The sequence below is a fragment of the Bradyrhizobium sp. SZCCT0153 genome (assembly GCF_018129995.1).
Taxonomy (GTDB): Bacteria; Pseudomonadota; Alphaproteobacteria; order Rhizobiales; family Xanthobacteraceae; genus Bradyrhizobium; species Bradyrhizobium japonicum_G.
The window spans coordinates 126,575-143,472 of the sequence record NZ_JAFCKS010000002.1 but is presented as its reverse complement, the minus strand read 5'-3'; the positions used below and the strand labels follow the sequence as shown (position 1 = coordinate 143,472).

The following is a 16,898-nucleotide window of genomic DNA, read 5'->3' as shown; positions in this document are numbered from 1 at the left end:
GTCTACGAGATCACCGGCCCGGCCGCCAGCCGAGCCCTCTCGTCGAGGACGACCAGCGGCATTTGAAAGGTGAAGCGTGTCACATCGTCGGTCGAGGTCACATCGATGGTGCCACCGTGGGCCGATGCAATCTGTGACACGATAAACAGGCCAAGGCCCAGGCCTTGTTGGTTGCCCGTGTCCTGTCCGCGAACGAAGGGCACGAACAACTTGCCCAGAGTGGCCGGCGGAATGGCCGGGCCGTGATTGGTGACCGAAAGCGAAAAACTTCCATAGGTCTGGGCGCGCACGAAGACGAGGCTCTCAGCCGGGCTGTAGCTGAGCGCGTTGCCGAGGAGATTGGAAAGCAGCCGGGCTATCCGCTGGCGGTCGGCGAAGACCGGCTTCGTGACGGCAAACTCGGCTTCGATTCGGCGCTGGGGATGCGTGGCGCGCATTTCATCGACCACCTGCCTGAGCAAAGGCTCAAGCGGCTCCATCGATGGCGCCAGCGATATTTTGCCCCCGAGACGGCTGCGCGCAAGATCGATGACGTCTTCGATCAGCGAAGACATGCGGACGGTGCTCGTCGCCATCATGGCGACCAGAGAGATCGCCCTTTCATCGAGCGGCGTGCTTGCAAGAAGGCGCGTGCCGGCCGCGATCGCAGCCAGCGGATTGCGCAGATCATGCCCGAGCACCGCCATGAACTGCTCCTGCAATTCGGCCGCGGCCTTGGCATCGAGCAGCTTCGCCTCCGCGGTCGCGAGGCGCCTTGCCGCATCGAGATGGATGCCGATCAGGTCGGCGAACAGCCGAAACATGCCAGTGATGCCCGGATCCTTCAGCTTTGCCGGCTTCGGATCGAGCGCGCAGAGCGTTCCGAAGAAGCTCCCGTCGGCAAGAAAGATCGGCATCGAGATGTAGGACTGAAAGCCGTACATCGCCGGCGTATGATGTTTCGCGTAGCGCTCGTCCCGGGCGACGTGATCGATGACGACGGCCTCGCGCGCCTGGTGCACTTCGTGACAGATGGTCGTTTCGACCTTCAACTCCCCACCCGCCCCGAGGCCGAGCCCGACCTGGTCGTTGGCCGCGAGGCAGATCCAGCGATCACCGGTGACGCGCGCGATGGCCGAAAATCCCAGTCCTGTAACCTGGGACACGACTGCGAGAATGGTCGGGACCGCCGCAATCGCCTCGATGGCATCGATGTCGGCTTTAAAGTCGTGTTCCATAGAACTCCGTTCGCACCAGCCGGCGCGGTCATAAGCCTTATTCGCGCAGGTATATTCGAAGTCAAAGGAAATTGGTGACTGGCCGGCGTCCAACTACCGCGTCAGTTAAGGAACAGAAGCCGAGCCCAAGCCTTGGTCTGCATCAAATCCATGGATGGAACCAGGAAGATGATCTTCCTGGCTGCGGCACACGCCGCAATGGCAAGCGGTGCAGCACTGAAAGGTTTCAATGCTGTCGGCTTCGACCGCATTTCCCGACTGCGACCGATGTTCGCTTTGGCACATATCGGCATCGCTGCGATCGCGGTGGCGAACGGGAACATGGGCCGTTGGCGCGGGTTGGTGCGTCATGAACGAAGTGGCCTCTTACCCCTCATCCACAGCTCCCTTGCCATCGCTTGTGACTGTCTCGTGCGAACGGACCGGCTCGGAAATCCCGGACTGGCGAGCCGGTTGATCGTCCAGAGCATCCATGCGCGGGTTCGAATGGGCGAACGCCGGCCCACCATGCTGGCAAACCGAGCCATCGAAAATCACCAGCGAAATTGTCCCGAGCCGGACGGCCTGGGCAGCCTCAGGTGATGCCGCACTTCCGCGCTTCCGTCCCACGCGCGCACAGCAACGAAGATCCGAGCAACCAGCCTGGTCTTCATCACTTGAGCCGCGAGCAGATAGGAGACCCGGATTGAAGATACTTCTTGTAGAGGACGAGCCGTTGATCCTTCTGGACGTCGAAGATGGATTGCAGCAGGCGGATCATACCGTGATTTCGGTTTGCAACGCGGACAGGGCGATCGATGTTCTGCGCACGCAAGCCGTGGATCTCATTCTGACCGACATCGACATGCCCGGTTCCATGGATGGCCTGAAGCTGGCCGCTGCGGTGCGCGACCGCTGGCCGCCGGTCAAGATCGTCATCATGTCGGGGAAGAGGCGTCCCACCGACGAGGAACTGCCAACCCACGCTCGCTTCATCCCCAAGCCCTTCAGTCAGGCGCAGCTGCTGAGCGCCGTCGGCGTCTGGTCGTAGAGCGTCCCGGTCGATCTCGCCGGCGCGCACGAACGGGATCGGTGCAGTCTGGCAAGGCTGTTGCGCGGCGCGCCCCCATTGGCACCGTCGCCTCAATCATGTACCCCACCCCAAAACCTTCTCGGGACGGGGCACTCATGGAGACCGCAGCCACTGACGACGCGGGAGGCGCCACCCGCGCGCTGATCCTTGCGCTGCTTGCGCTGGCCTGTGGGCACATGCTCTCGACCCTGCTGCGCACCATTCCGGCTGTCAGCCTCGACCTGATGGCGGCGGATTTCCACATGGAGCCGCAGGCGCTGGCGAGCCTCACCTCGGTCTATCCCTTTGCTTTTGCCGCGGCGCAGATCCCGGTCGGTGCCGCGATGGACCGTTTCGGCGTGCGGCCGGTATCGCTGAGCCTGCTCGCGGGAACCGTGGTCGGCGCCATCGCGTCGGGGTTCGCGACCGGGCCCGAAAGCTTCGCGGTCGGGCAGGTGCTGCTGGGCATCGCGACCTCGGGCATGCTGATGTGTCCGATGACGCTGGCGGCCAAGCAATTGTCTGCGGCCCGGTTCGGCCTGTGGTCGGGCGCGATCCTCTCGATCGGCAATATCGGCATGCTGCTGTCGTCGAGCCCGCTCGCCTTCGTGGTCGATCATTACGGCTGGCGTGCCGGGTTCTGGATCTCGGCGCTCGGCGGCGTCTTCGTCGCGCTTGCGGTGTTCCTGCTGGTGCCGAGACAGCCAGCCGAGCACAAGGACGATTCCTCGCCGCTGTCGCAGATGATCGAGGTGCTGCGGCTGGGCTTCTCACGACCGCTGCGCGGCCTGATCGCGCTGGCGCTGGTGTCGCTGGCGACCTCGCTGGTGCTGCGCGGCCTGTGGGGCGGGCCGTGGCTGATGGACATCAAGGGATTGTCGCGGGTCGAGGCCGGCAACCAGCTCGGCGCGTTCACGCTGGCGATGATCGCGGGGCCCCTGTGCATCGGCATGATCGATCGCAGGCTCGGTCGTCGCCGCGAGCTGGTGGCGGGCACGCATCTGATCGGGGCGCTGCTGCTGGCGTTGATGGCGCTGGGCGCGCCGCATTATGCGGTCTCTGCGCTGTTCGGCGTGCCCGTGATGCCGCCGCAATATGACCTGGTGCTGTTCGTGCTGATCGGCCTTGCCACCTCCGCCCAGCCGCTGCTGTTCGGCATGTCGCGGCAGCTGGTCGACGCGCAGATGGCGGGCAAGGCGCTCGCGGCGATCAACCTCGCCTTCTTCCTCGGCGCGGCGCTGATGCAATCGGTCACCGGCGCGGTAGCCGCGTTGGCCGGGCTGCCGGCGGTGTTGCTGTTCATGGCGGGGGCGCTCCTTCTGGGCGCGCTGGTCTTCATGGCATACACGCGGAGCGTCTGACCTCGCAGGATGGGTAGAGCCATCATCAGCGCGCGTGCGGCATGCGAACGAAATGGCGGCGCGTCCGGAAGGGATTGTGAGCCATTTCACAAGACCTCCATTATGCACGCGCTAGTTTCTTTTCTCGCAAAGTGCATCTTCATCGCCCGTACCCAGCGTCGACTGGCTCGGCTTTCGACGGTCCCCCGCTGGTGCGGCAAACCTTTCGCGAGGATGGTCCCATGGCCCCGAACACGGACTCGAGCCTGCTCAATCTCAACACGCTGATATCGGTCACTCTTGCGGCGCAATTTGCCTTGTTCCAGCTGCGCATCAAACGCGAGATCGACGTGGGAGACAACAACAACCAAACGTGGTTTCCCGTTCCGGATATCATCAATATCCTGATGATGCTGATCGTGGTCGTATTCTGCGTCGTATTGCCTCTAGCCCACCATCAAAAATACGACAACACCTCGATTCTCGTGTTCACGGTCGCTGCCGTTCTGCTTGCTTTCCATCCCATCTGCATGATCGGGCACTATCGATTGTTCAGCAAGAAGGAACGCGAGCAGGGTCGACGGACTCCTATAATGGGCAAATCGGGCGTCCATACGCGTTACTGCACCGGGCAGGAAGCATTTCTGATTGGGCTCGCCCTTGTGTGCGCCCTGGCAGCCGGCGGATACGTGATGCGGTCGATGTGACGCCAGCACGCAGGATGGCTTTCGCTTCGCGCTCTACCCATCCTGCAAGCTCGCCGCACCGTTTCAGGCCCTTGCACAACGGCGCGCCTCAGGGGATGCTGATGCGCACATTGCATCAAGGGAATGAACTCCATGCCTGTCGACACCAAAGCCGCCACCGACCGCCTCATGCGCTTCCTCGCGATCGAGGGCGTCACCGGACAGGAGGCGGCGATCGGGCGTGAGCTCACCACCGCGCTGAAGGAGAGCGGCGTGCCGGCCAAGGCGATCCGGCTCGACGACGCCAATACCCGCATTCCGGTGCCGACCGAGACCGGCAACCTGATCGTCGACCTGCCCGGCCGCGGCGCGCTGCACAACCAGCCGCGCATCATGTTCATGACCCACATGGACACCGTGCCGCTGTGCGCCGGCGCCAAGCCGAAGAAATCCGGCCGCAAGATCGTCAACGAGGCCAGGACCGCACTCGGCGGCGACAATCGCTGCGGCTGCGGCGTGCTGGTGACGCTGGCCGCCGAGCTCGCCAAGCAGAAGCTCGATCATCCGCCGATCACGCTGCTGTTCTGCGTGCGCGAGGAGAGCGGGCTCTACGGCGCGCGCCACGTCAAGCTGGACGAGCTCGGCTCGCCGGTGATGGCGTTCAACTATGACGGCGGCTCGGCCTCCAACGTCGTGATCGGCGCCGTCGGCGCGGACCGCTGGAACGTCGAGATATTCGGCCGCGCTTCGCATGCCGGCGTCGCACCAGAGCGCGGCATCTCCTCCACCATGATCATGGCGCTCGCGCTCGCCGAGGTGAAGGCCGGCGGCTGGTTCGGCAAGGTGGTGAAGGGCAAGCAGCAAGGCACCAGCAATGTCGGTCCCGTCACCGGCGGCGAGGGCCGGCCCGCGGGCGACGCCACCAATGTCGTCACCGACTACGTGCATGTGCGCGGCGAGAGCCGCAGTCATGACGGAAAGTTCTTCAAGGAAATCACCAAAGCCTACAAGGCCGCGTTCGAGAAGGCGGCCAAGAAAGTCACCAACGCGCAAGGCAAATCCGGCAAGGTCAAGTTCAAGGCCGAGACCGACTATTATCCGTTTCGGATGAAGGAGACCCTCCCCGTCGTGAAACGCGCGATCGAGGCGGTCTCTGCCGTTGGCGGAACCCCGAACGTGCGCGCCGCCAATGGCGGCCTCGATGCCAACTGGATGGTGCGCCACGGCGTCCCGACCGTCACCTTCGGCGCGGGCCAGAACGAGGCGCACACCATCGACGAATGGATCAATCTCGACGAATACGACCGGGCGTGTGCGCTGGCCGTGCAGCTTGCGACGATGCGGTGAGCTGCCCAGCCAAAACACCACCGGCCTGCTACGCTTGATCTAAATCAAGCGTCGAGGCACGGAACCGTTGCCATGCTTCGCCGCAGCATGAGTTCCCAGGCCACCTTCCGCAATTGCCGGCGTGTGACAGCCGCCTTGATCCTGTCTCTGGCTTGCGCCTCCTGTGCGGGACGGCCCTTGCAGGGCGTGCTCGTTCCGGTCGAGGCCGCGGAGAGCACCTCGCGTGTCCCGGTCCTTGTCGCGACGACTCGCGAGCGCGCAGCCACCGACACCGGCGACATGTTCAGCCGCGAGCGCGCGGCCGCGATGTCCTACGCGATGGTCTCGGTCTCGATTCCGCCTGACGAGGCCCGTGTGGTCGGAGCGATCCAGTGGCCGGTGGTGCCGCCCGGCGATCCGCGCCGCGAGTTCGTCACGGTGTCGGCCGACTACCTCGACAAGGTCGCCTTCAACACCACCGTCAACAGCGTCGCCAGGACGACCCGCCGCAGCAAGGCGATGATCTTCATCCACGGCTTCAACAACCGCTTCGACGATGCGGTCTATCGCTTCGCACAGATCGTCCAGGACTCGAAGGCCCCAGTGATTCCGATCCTGTTCTCGTGGCCCTCGCAAGGTCTGGTCGGACTGCGCGCCTACGAGCGCGACGGCGAGGTCGCCCGCGACTCCGCCGGATCGCTCGACGGGCTGATCGACCAGGTCGCACTCAATCCCGCAATCCGCGAGATCACCGTGCTCTGCCATTCCATGGGCTGCCTGATCACGCTGGATGCGCTCCAGGCCAGGGCACGACGGACCGGGAAGATCGGCGGCAAGATCAAGAACGTGGCGATGGTGGCCCCCGACGTCGCGTTCGCGGCGTTTCGCGAACAGATGCAGGGCATGGGGACGTCGCGGCCGCGCTTCGCGCTGTTCCTGTCGCAGGATGACGGCGCGCTGAAACTGTCGAAGTCGATCGCGGGCGGCCTCGCCCGGCTCGGCGATGTCAATCCCGAAGAAGAGCCTTACAAGGGCGAGCTGGCGCGGGCCAATATTCTGGTGTTCGACATCACCCGCCTGCAGGGACAGGCGCATTCGCGCGCATTCGAAGACGCGAGCACCGTCATGGGCTTGATCGAGCGCAGGCTCGCCCAGGGTCAGCAGCTGGCCGAGGACGCTTCGCGGCGGCCGGCGGCGGGGGCGGCGTCACAGTAGCCCGGCTCAGGCTTGCATCTGCAAGCGGTCAGTCGACACGCGACTCATTTCGGGACGCATTCCACATTGAAAGCGATGATAATCTGCGCCGGGTCGGCCTTGCCCAGAGCCTTCAAATCCTCCAGGCCGCTTCTCAACCTCGCGCCGGCATCCTTCAAGCTGTCCTCGAGTTTCGATTTGGCCGTCTTGCATCGCTTTTCGTTGGAGAACTCCTGGAATACGACATTCGGAAGCAGTCTCCATTCGGCCCTGTCATTCGTGGCGGCCGGACTGACGGAGTAGGAGAATACATACATCAGGATCCACATCGGGTGCTCCTTCTGATCGAAAGCCGTACGGCATGTCTCCACCCCGGCGATGGTCCTCCTTGATCTACATCAACCCGCTAGCCTCGACCGACGCCGGGGGCCCTCGCAAGGTGCGCCAGGATTTTCACCACGACTGCATTGCCTGGCGGTGCCTGCCGGCCTAGCCTGCAAAGAAAACGCAGGGAGGCCCAATGCCGCGCATTTCAACCATCGAGTCCGGATTCTACCGGATCCCCCTCCCCGTCACGCTCTCCGACTCGACCCATGGCGAGATCACGGCGTTCGAGCTGATCACCTGCCGGGTGCGCGATTCAGATGGCGCCGAAGGGGTCGGCTACACCTATACGGTCGGACGCAATGGTGGCGCCGTCGCCGACATCCTCAAGCGCGAGATCCCGCCGCTCGTCGAGGGCCGCGAGGCCGACGACACCGAAGCGATCTGGCATCAGGTCTGGTGGGCGCTGCATTATGGCGGGCGCGGCGGGCCGGCGGTGCTGGCGCTCTCCGCGCTCGACATCGCGCTGTGGGATTTGAAGGCGCGGCGCGCGAAGCTGCCGCTGTTCCGGCTGCTCGGCGGCTTCGATGCGCGTGTGCCGTGCTATGCCGGCGGCATCGACCTCGATCTCTCCGTCGAGGCGCTGCTCAAGCAGACCGACGGCAATCTGGCCAAGGGCTTTCGCGCCATCAAGATGAAGGTCGGCCGGCCCGACCTCAAATCCGACGTCGCGCGGGTCGCGGCGATGCGCAGGCATCTCGGCGACGGTTTTCCGCTGATGGCGGATGCCAACATGAAATGGACGGTCGAGGAAGCGATCCGCGCCGCCCGCGCCTTCGTCCCCCATGACCTCACCTGGCTCGAGGAGCCGATCATTCCCGACGATGTCGCGGGCCACGCGCGTATCATGCAAGCCGGCGGCGTGCCGATCGCGGCGGGCGAGAATTTGCGCTCGCTGTGGGAGTTCAAGAACTACATCGTCGCCGGGGCGGTGTCCTATCCCGAGCCCGACGTGACCAATTGCGGCGGCGTGAGTGCCTTCGTGAAGATCGCGCGATTGGCCGAGGCATTCAACCTGCCCGTCACCAGCCACGGCGCGCACGACATCACCGTCCACCTGCTCGCGGCCTGCCCGAACCGGTCATACCTCGAAGCTCACGGGTTCGGGCTGGACAAATATATCGAGCACCCGCTGGTGCTTCAGGACGGCATGGCGCTCGCGCCGGACCGGCCGGGCCACGGCATCAGTTTCGACTGGAGCGGGCTGGCGAAGCTCGCGCCATAGTACGCGTGTTGCTGCACGCGAGCTATTCCCCCGCGCTGGATGCGGCGGGCGAATAATCGGTTATGGTGGCGGCAGCCGTCATCATCCGAAAGACCCACCTTGACACCCGAGCTGCACCAGAAACTGACCGCGTGGCGCCGGCATTTGCATGCGCATCCCGAGCTGTCCCTGCAGGAAGAGGCCACTTCCGCCTTCGTGCGGGAAAAACTCGCCGAGCTCGGCATTCCCTTCGAGGCCGGAATCGGCGGCCACGGCATCGTTGCGACCTTGACGCGCGGCCATGCGCAGAGCCGCGTCGGCCTGCGCGCCGACATGGACGCGCTGCCGATCACCGAGGACACGGGCCTGCCCTACGCCTCGACAACTGCCGGCGTGATGCATGCCTGCGGGCATGACGGGCACACCGCCTCGCTGCTCGGCGCCGCCGCGCTACTCGCCTCCGACACCAGCTGGAGCGGGACGGTCGACTTCATCTTCCAGCCGGCCGAGGAAGGCTTTGGCGGCTCGCGCGCGATGGTCGCCGCCGGGCTGTTCGAGCGCTTTCCGATGCAGCGGGTGTTCGGCTTTCACAACTGGCCGGGCCTTGCCGCCGGCACCATCGCGGTGCATGACGGCGTCGTCATGGCCTCCGGCGGGCGCATCACCATCACCATCGAGGGCCATGCCGGGCACGCCGGCATGCCGCATCTGACGCGCGATCCGGTGATGGCGGCGGGCCATTTGATCGTGGCGCTGCAATCGATCGTGTCGCGCAGTGTCGATCCGCTCGACACCGCCGTGCTCTCGCTGTGCACGCTCGAGGGCGGCACGGCGCGCAACCAGATCGCCGGACGCGTCGCGATCGGCGGCACGCTGCGGTATCATCGCGATGCGGTGAAGGACACCATCCTGGCGCGGATCGATCAGATCTGCGCCGGCATTGCCACGAGCTTCGGCGTCAAGGTGACGCCGGAGATCGTCATGGGCGTCGGCGTCGTGATCAACGCGCCGACCGAGGCGGGTCTCGCGCGCCTCGCCGCGGACAAGGTCCAGGCCGAGCTGCGGCGCGACCTCGCGCCCAGCATGGCCGGCGAGGATTTCGCCCACTATCTTCAGCAGCGGCCGGGCGCCTTCGTCTGGATCGGCAATGGCGAATTGCGCGAGGGCGCCGAGCTGCACGGCCCGCGCTACGATTTCAACGACGCAATCCTTCCCGTCGCCTCCGGCTGGATGGCGGAAGTCGCCAAGAAAGCGCTGGCATCGAACTAGCGCAGCCGAAACCGGTCACGGGATTTCGCGCGGCAGCTTCCAGTCAGGCCGCGGCTCGAGTTTGCGTTCGCTCTCGGTCCTGGCGCCGGCCAGCAGCAGGCGATAGTGCCAGATCACCTTCCCGCTGCCCCGGATGAGGAGATCGCGGACGTTGCTCATCGTTCCGCTCCCGTGGCAGCGGCGCCCGATGGCGTGTTCGGAAGGATGAATGTGAGTGGGAAGGTACCGGCGGCGAGAGCGTCCAGCGCGGCCTGCTCCTCGGCGAGACGTCGTTCGATGAACTGGCGTTCGATGTCCGACAGCTTGGTCTTCAGCAAGCGCCGGTAGCGGGAGAGATTGTTTCGGTGCGCGCGAATGCGGGCCAGATCTTGATCGAGCATCATCGTCACTCCAGACGGTCTTTCAAAGTCCTTTTCGAATAGCGTGTTGGAAGAGGAATCTTCCGGCGTAAAAAATATTCGGACTGCCGTCCTTGTCAAGACGTCCCCTCGCCGCTCCCCGGCCCGTTGGAGGGCGTCGCCCACCGGCGCCGGCGCTGGCTGAAAATTTTTTGGAGTTCCCCTCTTGCAACGTCCTTGCGCCATTCTAAGTCGTCTTTCGCCGCGAGAGCGGTGTGCCGGATGCCCGATCGGGTCCGGCGCGGGCGCCGGCCGGGGTCTTCGGACCTGCTCCGATTCCCTGTCTTGCGCTCCTTCGTATCCATCTTGCTCTTTGGAGGACTTGGTATGAGGACCAATTTTGACTTCGCGCCCCTGTGGCGCTCCACCATCGGCTTCGACCACCTGGCCGACCTCGTCGACAGCACGCTGCGCCAGGCGAGCGAGGACAACTATCCCCCCTACAACATCGAACGCTCCGGCGAAGACCACTACCGGATCACGCTGGCGGTGGCGGGCTTCGGCGCCAGCGACATCATCGTGACCGCCGAACAGAACGCGCTCACCGTCGAGGGCAGGAAGCCCGACGGCGCCGCGCGCGAATATCTCTACCAGGGCATCGCGGCACGCCCGTTCCGCCGCGTGTTCAATCTCGCCGACTACGTCCAGGTCAAGCAGGCCGCCTTTCAGGACGGTCTCTTGATCATCGATCTCGTGCGCGAGATTCCGGACGCGATGAAGCCGCGCCGGATCCCGATCGCGGGCGCCTCGTCACCGCAGATCGAGCAGAAGAAGGCGGCTTAGCCTCGCCAAAACGAGTTCGGCACTGCCCGCAACCAGCATGGCGGATGGCGACCTTGGTCGCCGTCCGCCGAGCAGGAACCATCCCTTTGAAAGGAGTGTAGAGGGAGACAACCATGACCAAGGCCAATGCTACCACCGGCGGTCTCGACCCGCTGTTTTATCCCGCCGCACATTACGAATCGCCGACCGCCGTCCTGAACGACCGCGCCCTCTCGACAGCGGAGAAGCGGATCATCCTGTCTTCGTGGGCTTCGGACATGTACGCGGTCGAATCCCATCCTGCATTGCGCGAGATTCCCGGCCTGGACCACGTCGTCCGGCTCGCGGACATCCTCGCCGCGCTGCGCAGGCTGGATGACGACGACGATCCGCCGCCCCGCGGCGGCGCTTCGATGCGGCTGCGGCGGTCTCCGACCGCCGCCACGCAGCCTCATTCGTAATCGGGCAAATTCGTGATGCGCATTGACTAGACGATGCCGCCTTGCCGAAGCGCCGCGATCGCGGCCTTGTCGTAGCCGAGCTCGGTCAGGACAAGATCGGTATGCTCGCCGAGCGTCGGCGGCCGGCTCACGATTTCGCCCGGCGTCTCCGACAGGCGGACGGCGGCGCGCGTCACCGGCGCGGGCTTCGGCAAGCCGGGATAGTCGATGTCCTGCATGAAGCCGGCGGCCCGGATGTGGGGATGATCCAGCGCCTGTTGCGGGCTCAGCACCGGCCCGGTCGGGATCATCGCCTTTCCGAGCGTGTCGACGGCCTCCTGCGTGGTGCGCTCGGCGCACCAGCGCGCCATCCGCTCGCTGATGACGGGGCCTTTGTTGCCGCGGCTGATGTCGTCGGCAAAGCGCGGATCGTTCAGCCACTGCTCTTCCTCGCCCATCAGCCTGGCCCAGCGCTTGAACAGCGGATGCCCCGTGACCTGGCACAGCACCCAGCCGTCCTGGGTGCGATAGATGTCCGCCGGCGCCGCGGTCTGGCCGAGATTGCCTGTCGGCACGCGATTGACGTTGATCACGGCCTGCTCGATCAGCGTCGCATTGGTGAAGGACAGCGCGGTTGCCAGCAATGCGCCCTCGACGACCTGCCCGCGCCCGGATTTGCCGCGCTCGATCAGCGCGGCGAGCGTGCCGAACGCGCAATGCAGCGCCGTTCCGAAATCGACCCAGTTGACCGCCGCCCGGTAAGGCGGATCGCCGGCGCCGGTCATGTACACCGCACCCGACATGACCTGGCCGACGCCGTCGAAACCGACGCGGTCGGACCAGGGCCCCGGCCCGCCGAACGCGGTTGCCGTCGTCAGGATGATGTCGGGCTTGATCGCCTTGAGTGAGTCATAATCGAGCTTCATGGCGCGGAGGGTCTGCGGCGGCAGATTGGCGACGACCACGTCGGCGGTCGCGATCAGTCGGCGCATCACCTCCTGCCCTTCCGGCTTCATCGGATCGAGCGTGATGCACTTCTTGTTGCGGTTGACCTGGAGAAACAGCGCGCCTTCGCCGCCCTCGCCGACCGGCGCGACGAAACGGTCCTCGCTGCCGTCGCGCTTTTCCACGCGGATGACCTCGGCGCCGAATTCGGCCAGCAAGGTCGCGCAATAGGGCCCCGCGATATAGCGCCCGAAATCGAGGACGCGCACGCCCTCCAGAACTCCTCCCATCGACCTCTTTCCTTATGTGTCTTTCGTCAGCTTACAGGGATTGGCTTTTGCGGCAAGGTGGCAACGGACGCCATGCCGTTCCCTGCCCCGCCTTCAAGATGCGACCGGCAAATCATTTCGACTGGCGGAAATTGTGCTCTATTATGCTTCCATCCGTCCCCCACCAGAGCCCCGTCCATGCCGCAACAATTCGATCGATCCAAAGAAGATCTCGGCAACGCGATCCATTTCGAGCACGTCAACATCCAGGTCCCGGACCAGCGCCTCGCCACTCTGTTCTACGTCACCGGGCTCGGGCTGACCCGCGATCCCTATCTGATGGTGTCCGACACCAACATGTGGATCAACGCCGGACGGAGCCAGTTTCATTTGCCGAGCGGCAGGCCGCAGGTGCTGCGTGGCCATACCGGGCTGGTCATCGAAGGCCGCGAGGCGCTGCTGACGCGATTGGCGTCGGTGGCGAAGAAGCTCGAGGGCACGGCGTTCGCGTTCGCCGAGCGCAACGACCATGTCGAAGCGACCTGTCCGTGGGGCAACCGCCTGCGCTGCTACGAGCCCGACGCCGCGCGCTTCGGGCGCATTGCGCTCGGCATTCCCTATGTCGAGTTCGACGTGCCGGTGGGATCCGCGGCCCGCATCTGCGCCTTCTACCCTGAAATCATGGGCATGCCATCCGAGCTGTGGAACGGCGACGGCACGGTCGCCGCCGTGAAGACGGGCCGCGACCAGCATCTGTTGTTTCGCGAGACTGACCGGCCGCAAGGCGATTATGACGGCCACCATGTGCAGATGTACATCACCGATTTCTCCGGCCCTTACCGCAAGCTGCTGGCCCGCGACCTGGTCTCGCGCGAGGACAATCAGTACCAGTACCGCTTCTGCGACATCGTCGATCTCGACAGCGGCAAGCATCTTTTCACTGTCGAGCACGAAGTGCGCAGCGCGACCCATCCAATGTTCATGCGGCCGATGGTCAATCGCAATCCGGCAATCAATAATCGCAACTACGCGAACGGACATGATCAAGCGTCATGGGCGATGGGCCCGGATCAATACGAGGGATAAGCGCTGCCTGGACAATCCTGCCAAGACTGGCACGCCAGCGACAAAATCATCGCTCGCCGCAATAGCGTGACTCCGGTCACGGCGATCGTCGGACGCATGCGGCATCCTGTCCACAGTTGCGGGGATGATCCCGCAGCATCCAGACAGGAGAGACAACATGGCCCATCTGATCAAGCAAGACAGCGCGAACTTCGAACTCTCGATCGACCAGCTCGATGAAGTCGCCGGCGGCGGCTGGTTCAGCAGCGTGACCCACTTCATCCACGACGCGGGTCAAGCCATCGGCAAGTTCCTCTCGAGCACGCCGGTTGCCGTCCTTGCCGGCATTTTCGTCGGTGGTGGCGCGATCGTCGTCGGTGGTCAGGCTGCGATGAAGCAGAACTGAGCCTCAAGCGCGAAGCAAGACGCTCCAAGTCAACTCACAGCGAAGCTCCCGGACCCTGTCCGGGAGCTTCTGCTTTCAACCGCCGGCCGACGCGCGAACGATGTCGCCGGCATATCTCAAAGCATCTGCCGCTGCGCAAATGCCGCGAACGTTCCCGAAGCGGCGCTGAGTTCCTCGAACGTCCCGGTTTCGACGATCTTGCCGTCGACAAGCACGATGATCCGGTCGGCGCGCTGGACGGTGCTCAGCCGGTGCGCGATCACGATCCGGGTGACGTTCAGGTTTTCCAGTGCGTCGCTGACGACGGCCTGGGACCGGTTGTCGAGCGAGCTCGTCGCCTCGTCGAACAGCAGGACGCGGGGACGCCGCGCGATGGCCCGCGCAATCATGATGCGCTGCCGCTGCCCACCGGAAAGCGTGCTGACGCCCTCGGACACCTGGGTCAGCATGCCCATCGGCATCGCCTTGATGTCGTCTTCCATTCCTGCGAGCCGCGCGGCTTCCCAGACCTGATCTAGCGGCAGCCGGAGCCCGCCGCAGATATTCTCGTAGATGCTTCCGTTCGCGAGCTTCGCGTTCTGCAGGACGACGCCGAGCTGGCGACGCAACGCGCTGACATCCAGCGTCTCGATCGATTTGCCGTCGTAGAACACCGCACCCGATTCCGATCGCTCGAAACCCAGCAGCAGCCGGAACAAGGACGATTTTCCGCTCCCGGACGGCCCAACGATCGCGACATATTCTCCCGGCGCGATCTTCAGCGTGACGTCGTCGAGCACCAGGGGGCCGCTCGCAAGATACCGGAACGACACGCGCGCAAGCTCGATCGCTCCCGTCAATTCACCCGGCGACTTCCGCTCGTCGGAGATCTCCGTCGGACTGACGATGAGAGGCCGCAGCCGGAACAGCGGCGGAATGGCGATGAGCGCCTCGCTCACGCCGCCGGCCCAGGCCCCGACGGCTCCCATCGATTGACCAAAGGCCGAAAAGAAGGCGAAGAACGTGCCGATGTCCTTCAGCAGATTGCTGTCCGAATAGGACGCGTAGGCGAAGATGATCAGCGTTGCGATCAAGGGAAATGCGGTCTCGAACGCGCCGAGGCCGTTGCTCGCGACTTGCGACGAGACGAAATACTGCTTCTGTGTCGCAAACTGCTTCGACCAGATTCCGAGCGCACGTTGCGTTGCCCCCGACACGCGCAGTTTTCCGACGCCGGTCAGCAATTGGAGCACGAATCCGCTGACCTTGCCCTGCTGATTGAAGTGCTTGTTCTCGAAATGCAGCCGCAGCAGATTGGTGGAGATGATGGCGGCGCCCCTCACGAAGGTCAGCGCAATCGCGATCAACGCCAGCCTGGGACTGTAGTAGAGCATCAAGCCGAGGCTGAACACGCAGAACAGGCCGGCGATCATTCCCCGCAACGCGTGGCCTGTCAAAGCACGCCGCGCGGCATCAATGCCCATGGCGCGGTCCACCAGCTCGCCGGCCGTGAACTCCCGGAAGATGGCGGTCGGCAGCCTGAGCAGGCGATCGATCATCGCCGCCTGCAACCGCCAATCGATCGTTGCCTCCATGCGAAGCATGACGAGCCCCTGCATGACCTGCACGCCGGCCACCGCCAACGCCGTCAGGCCAAGCGCCAACGCACAGAAGACGAGCTGGTCGAGCTCCGATCTCGGGATGATCGAGCTGATGAGCAGATTGGTGACGAAGGGCGTCACCAAGGACAGCAGGCCGATCACCACCACCGCCGCTGCAATACGCAGGCCGCTGCCGCGCGCATAACGCAGTGCAAACTGAAGAAGGTCGGAGAACTTGAGCGATCGTGACGGCAGCGGGGGATAGAACATCGCCGCTTCCGGCGCGAATTGGGTTGCAAGGGAGCGATCGACCAACCGGCGCGCTTTCGTGAGCGGGTCGATCATGACATATCCGCGGCCCGGCTCATAAACCAGGGCGACCGGCTTGCGTTGCTCGCCAACCCAGCCGACAAGGGGGCCGGCATCGGTTCTCCACCAATCCGACCGAAGCAGCACCTGGCGCAGCCGCAAGCGGGCATCCTGCGCGATTTGAGCGAGGCTCGGGAAGTCCTGCGGGCTGCCGTCGATCCGGCCGGAGATCGCAATCGGCGTACGCATCGCGTTGCCGACGATCTGGCAGGCACCGGCCAGCCTGTCCGAATAGGATGCATCGACCGCGTCGTGATCGAAACGTCGCACGATGATGCCGGACAGGCGATCGAAGGCTTCCATCGATTGCGAAGCCGCGAGTGCGTTCCGGTTCGCCAGACGCTCGCTCTCGCCCTGCGTCTCACGGGCCAGCATGCCCTGGACACATGCAACGAAGGCTTTATGAAACTGATCAATCGCGGGCCAGATCGCGCCGTCACCCGGCCCCCGGCTGTCGGCGCTCGCAACGCAGCCGTCGTCGCCCGCTTCCACCCACAGGCCTGCCGTCAACGGCAGCAGGCGGCTTCCGCTTGCATAGGCCGCTCCGACGCCCATTAATTTCACAGCGCCCCGCTCCACCGTCAGCCAGAGCAGACCGCGCATCGGACCCCGGCGGCTTTCGCCGGCGGCCAGCGCACTCGCCCCCTCCGGCAGTTCAGCCATCTGCCATAACGGTGCCGGGCCCGCGACAAAGCGAGCGAGCCGCTCGATCCAACGCGTTGCGCAGGCCGCTGACGGCAGGTCGGTTCTGAGACGCGCAGACGCGCGTGTGCCTTCGGTGCCGACCGCGATGAAGCTCAAGCCGCCGGCTGATGGCAGATCGGGGATGATGTCTCCGGCCTCGATCCGGAACAGATGATGTCTGCCGCCGCATTTGCCGTCGTCGACATCGACAGCGAATATGTCGACGTGACCGGCCACGATCTCGAACACATGGCCATGATGATCGAGCAGGATGGGCCTGCGACCATCGAGCGCCATATTGATCGGCAA

General features: G+C 64.6%; 18 protein-coding genes. 12 read left to right on the top strand and 6 right to left on the bottom strand.

Translation table 11 applies throughout. The annotated features are described in order from the left end of the window. Positions 1-2 precede the first annotated feature (2 nt). Positions 3-1,310: a GAF domain-containing sensor histidine kinase gene (locus tag JQ572_RS08595; protein ID WP_349643089.1), complete on the bottom strand. Its 1,308-nt coding sequence runs from the start codon at positions 1,308-1,310 to the stop codon at positions 3-5. Positions 1,311-1,349: 39 nt separating this feature from the next. Here JQ572_RS08595 and JQ572_RS08590 point away from each other — a divergent pair, with 39 nt between their 5' ends. The 6 genes from JQ572_RS08590 (at position 1,350) to JQ572_RS08565 (ending at position 6,835) form a co-directional block, all read left to right on the top strand. Then, entirely contained in the window at positions 1,350-1,799 is a 450-nt protein-coding gene (locus JQ572_RS08590) for a hypothetical protein (RefSeq protein WP_211383566.1), read from the top strand. A gap of 103 nt (positions 1,800-1,902) precedes the next feature. After that, complete coding sequence (locus JQ572_RS35025; protein ID WP_249128931.1) at positions 1,903-2,247, top strand: response regulator; 345 nt, start codon at positions 1,903-1,905, stop codon at positions 2,245-2,247. Between the two features lie 137 nt (positions 2,248-2,384). Further along, positions 2,385-3,629, top strand: a complete 1,245-nt coding sequence (locus tag JQ572_RS08580) for an MFS transporter (protein ID WP_211382574.1) — start codon at positions 2,385-2,387, stop codon at positions 3,627-3,629. 221 nt (positions 3,630-3,850) lie between these two features. Continuing rightward, positions 3,851-4,315, top strand: coding sequence for a hypothetical protein (locus JQ572_RS08575; protein ID WP_211382573.1), 465 nt, complete (start codon positions 3,851-3,853; stop codon positions 4,313-4,315). A 132-nt stretch (positions 4,316-4,447) separates the two neighbouring features. Next, complete coding sequence (locus tag JQ572_RS08570) at positions 4,448-5,641, top strand: M20/M25/M40 family metallo-hydrolase (protein WP_211382572.1); 1,194 nt, start codon at positions 4,448-4,450, stop codon at positions 5,639-5,641. Positions 5,642-5,827: 186 nt separating this feature from the next. Further along, positions 5,828-6,835: an alpha/beta hydrolase gene (locus JQ572_RS08565; protein ID WP_256806585.1), complete on the top strand. Its 1,008-nt coding sequence runs from the start codon at positions 5,828-5,830 to the stop codon at positions 6,833-6,835. A 44-nt stretch (positions 6,836-6,879) separates the two neighbouring features. On the opposite strand, the gene JQ572_RS08560 is transcribed toward JQ572_RS08565, so the two are convergent. Next, the gene (locus JQ572_RS08560) at positions 6,880-7,143 is read right to left on the bottom strand and encodes a hypothetical protein (RefSeq protein ID WP_211382571.1); all 264 of its coding nucleotides are present in this window, start codon (positions 7,141-7,143) and stop codon (positions 6,880-6,882) included. Between the two features lie 191 nt (positions 7,144-7,334). Here JQ572_RS08560 and JQ572_RS08555 point away from each other — a divergent pair, with 191 nt between their 5' ends. After that, positions 7,335-8,423 (top strand): mandelate racemase/muconate lactonizing enzyme family protein, encoded by a 1,089-nt coding sequence (locus tag JQ572_RS08555; protein ID WP_211382570.1) that lies wholly within the window; start codon positions 7,335-7,337, stop codon positions 8,421-8,423. 99 nt (positions 8,424-8,522) lie between these two features. Next, positions 8,523-9,671, top strand: coding sequence for an amidohydrolase (locus JQ572_RS08550; RefSeq protein ID WP_211382569.1), 1,149 nt, complete (start codon positions 8,523-8,525; stop codon positions 9,669-9,671). A gap of 15 nt (positions 9,672-9,686) precedes the next feature. On the opposite strand, the gene JQ572_RS08545 is transcribed toward JQ572_RS08550, so the two are convergent. Both JQ572_RS08545 and JQ572_RS08540 read right to left on the bottom strand, forming a co-directional pair. After that, the gene (locus JQ572_RS08545; protein WP_211382568.1) at positions 9,687-9,830 is read right to left on the bottom strand and encodes a hypothetical protein; all 144 of its coding nucleotides are present in this window, start codon (positions 9,828-9,830) and stop codon (positions 9,687-9,689) included. Continuing rightward, positions 9,827-10,054, bottom strand: a complete 228-nt coding sequence (locus JQ572_RS08540) for a hypothetical protein (protein WP_372703041.1) — start codon at positions 10,052-10,054, stop codon at positions 9,827-9,829. The genes JQ572_RS08545 and JQ572_RS08540 overlap by 4 nt, the downstream gene beginning before the upstream one ends. Positions 10,055-10,396: 342 nt before the next feature. On the opposite strand from JQ572_RS08540, the gene JQ572_RS08535 reads away from it, so the two are divergent. Together JQ572_RS08535 and JQ572_RS08530 are read left to right on the top strand one after the other, a co-directional pair. Continuing rightward, on the top strand, positions 10,397-10,852 hold the full coding sequence (locus JQ572_RS08535; RefSeq protein WP_211382567.1) for an Hsp20 family protein: 456 nt from the start codon (positions 10,397-10,399) through the stop codon (positions 10,850-10,852). 113 nt (positions 10,853-10,965) lie between these two features. Further along, positions 10,966-11,292 (top strand): hypothetical protein, encoded by a 327-nt coding sequence (locus JQ572_RS08530; RefSeq protein ID WP_211382566.1) that lies wholly within the window; start codon positions 10,966-10,968, stop codon positions 11,290-11,292. 26 nt (positions 11,293-11,318) lie between these two features. On the opposite strand, the gene JQ572_RS08525 is transcribed toward JQ572_RS08530, so the two are convergent. Beyond that, positions 11,319-12,506: a CaiB/BaiF CoA transferase family protein gene (locus JQ572_RS08525; RefSeq protein WP_211382565.1), complete on the bottom strand. Its 1,188-nt coding sequence runs from the start codon at positions 12,504-12,506 to the stop codon at positions 11,319-11,321. A 177-nt stretch (positions 12,507-12,683) separates the two neighbouring features. Between JQ572_RS08525 and JQ572_RS08520 the strand changes: the two genes are divergently transcribed. Beyond that, on the top strand, positions 12,684-13,571 hold the full coding sequence (locus JQ572_RS08520) for a hypothetical protein (protein WP_211382564.1): 888 nt from the start codon (positions 12,684-12,686) through the stop codon (positions 13,569-13,571). 157 nt (positions 13,572-13,728) lie between these two features. Further along, a complete protein-coding gene (locus tag JQ572_RS08515; protein ID WP_211382563.1) occupies positions 13,729-13,956 on the top strand; it encodes a hypothetical protein in 228 nt (75 codons plus the stop codon). Between the two features lie 116 nt (positions 13,957-14,072). Here JQ572_RS08515 and JQ572_RS08510 read toward each other — a convergent pair whose 3' ends face one another. After that, positions 14,073-16,886, bottom strand: a complete 2,814-nt coding sequence (locus tag JQ572_RS08510; RefSeq protein ID WP_249128983.1) for an NHLP bacteriocin export ABC transporter permease/ATPase subunit — start codon at positions 16,884-16,886, stop codon at positions 14,073-14,075. Positions 16,887-16,898: the final 12 nt, after the last annotated feature.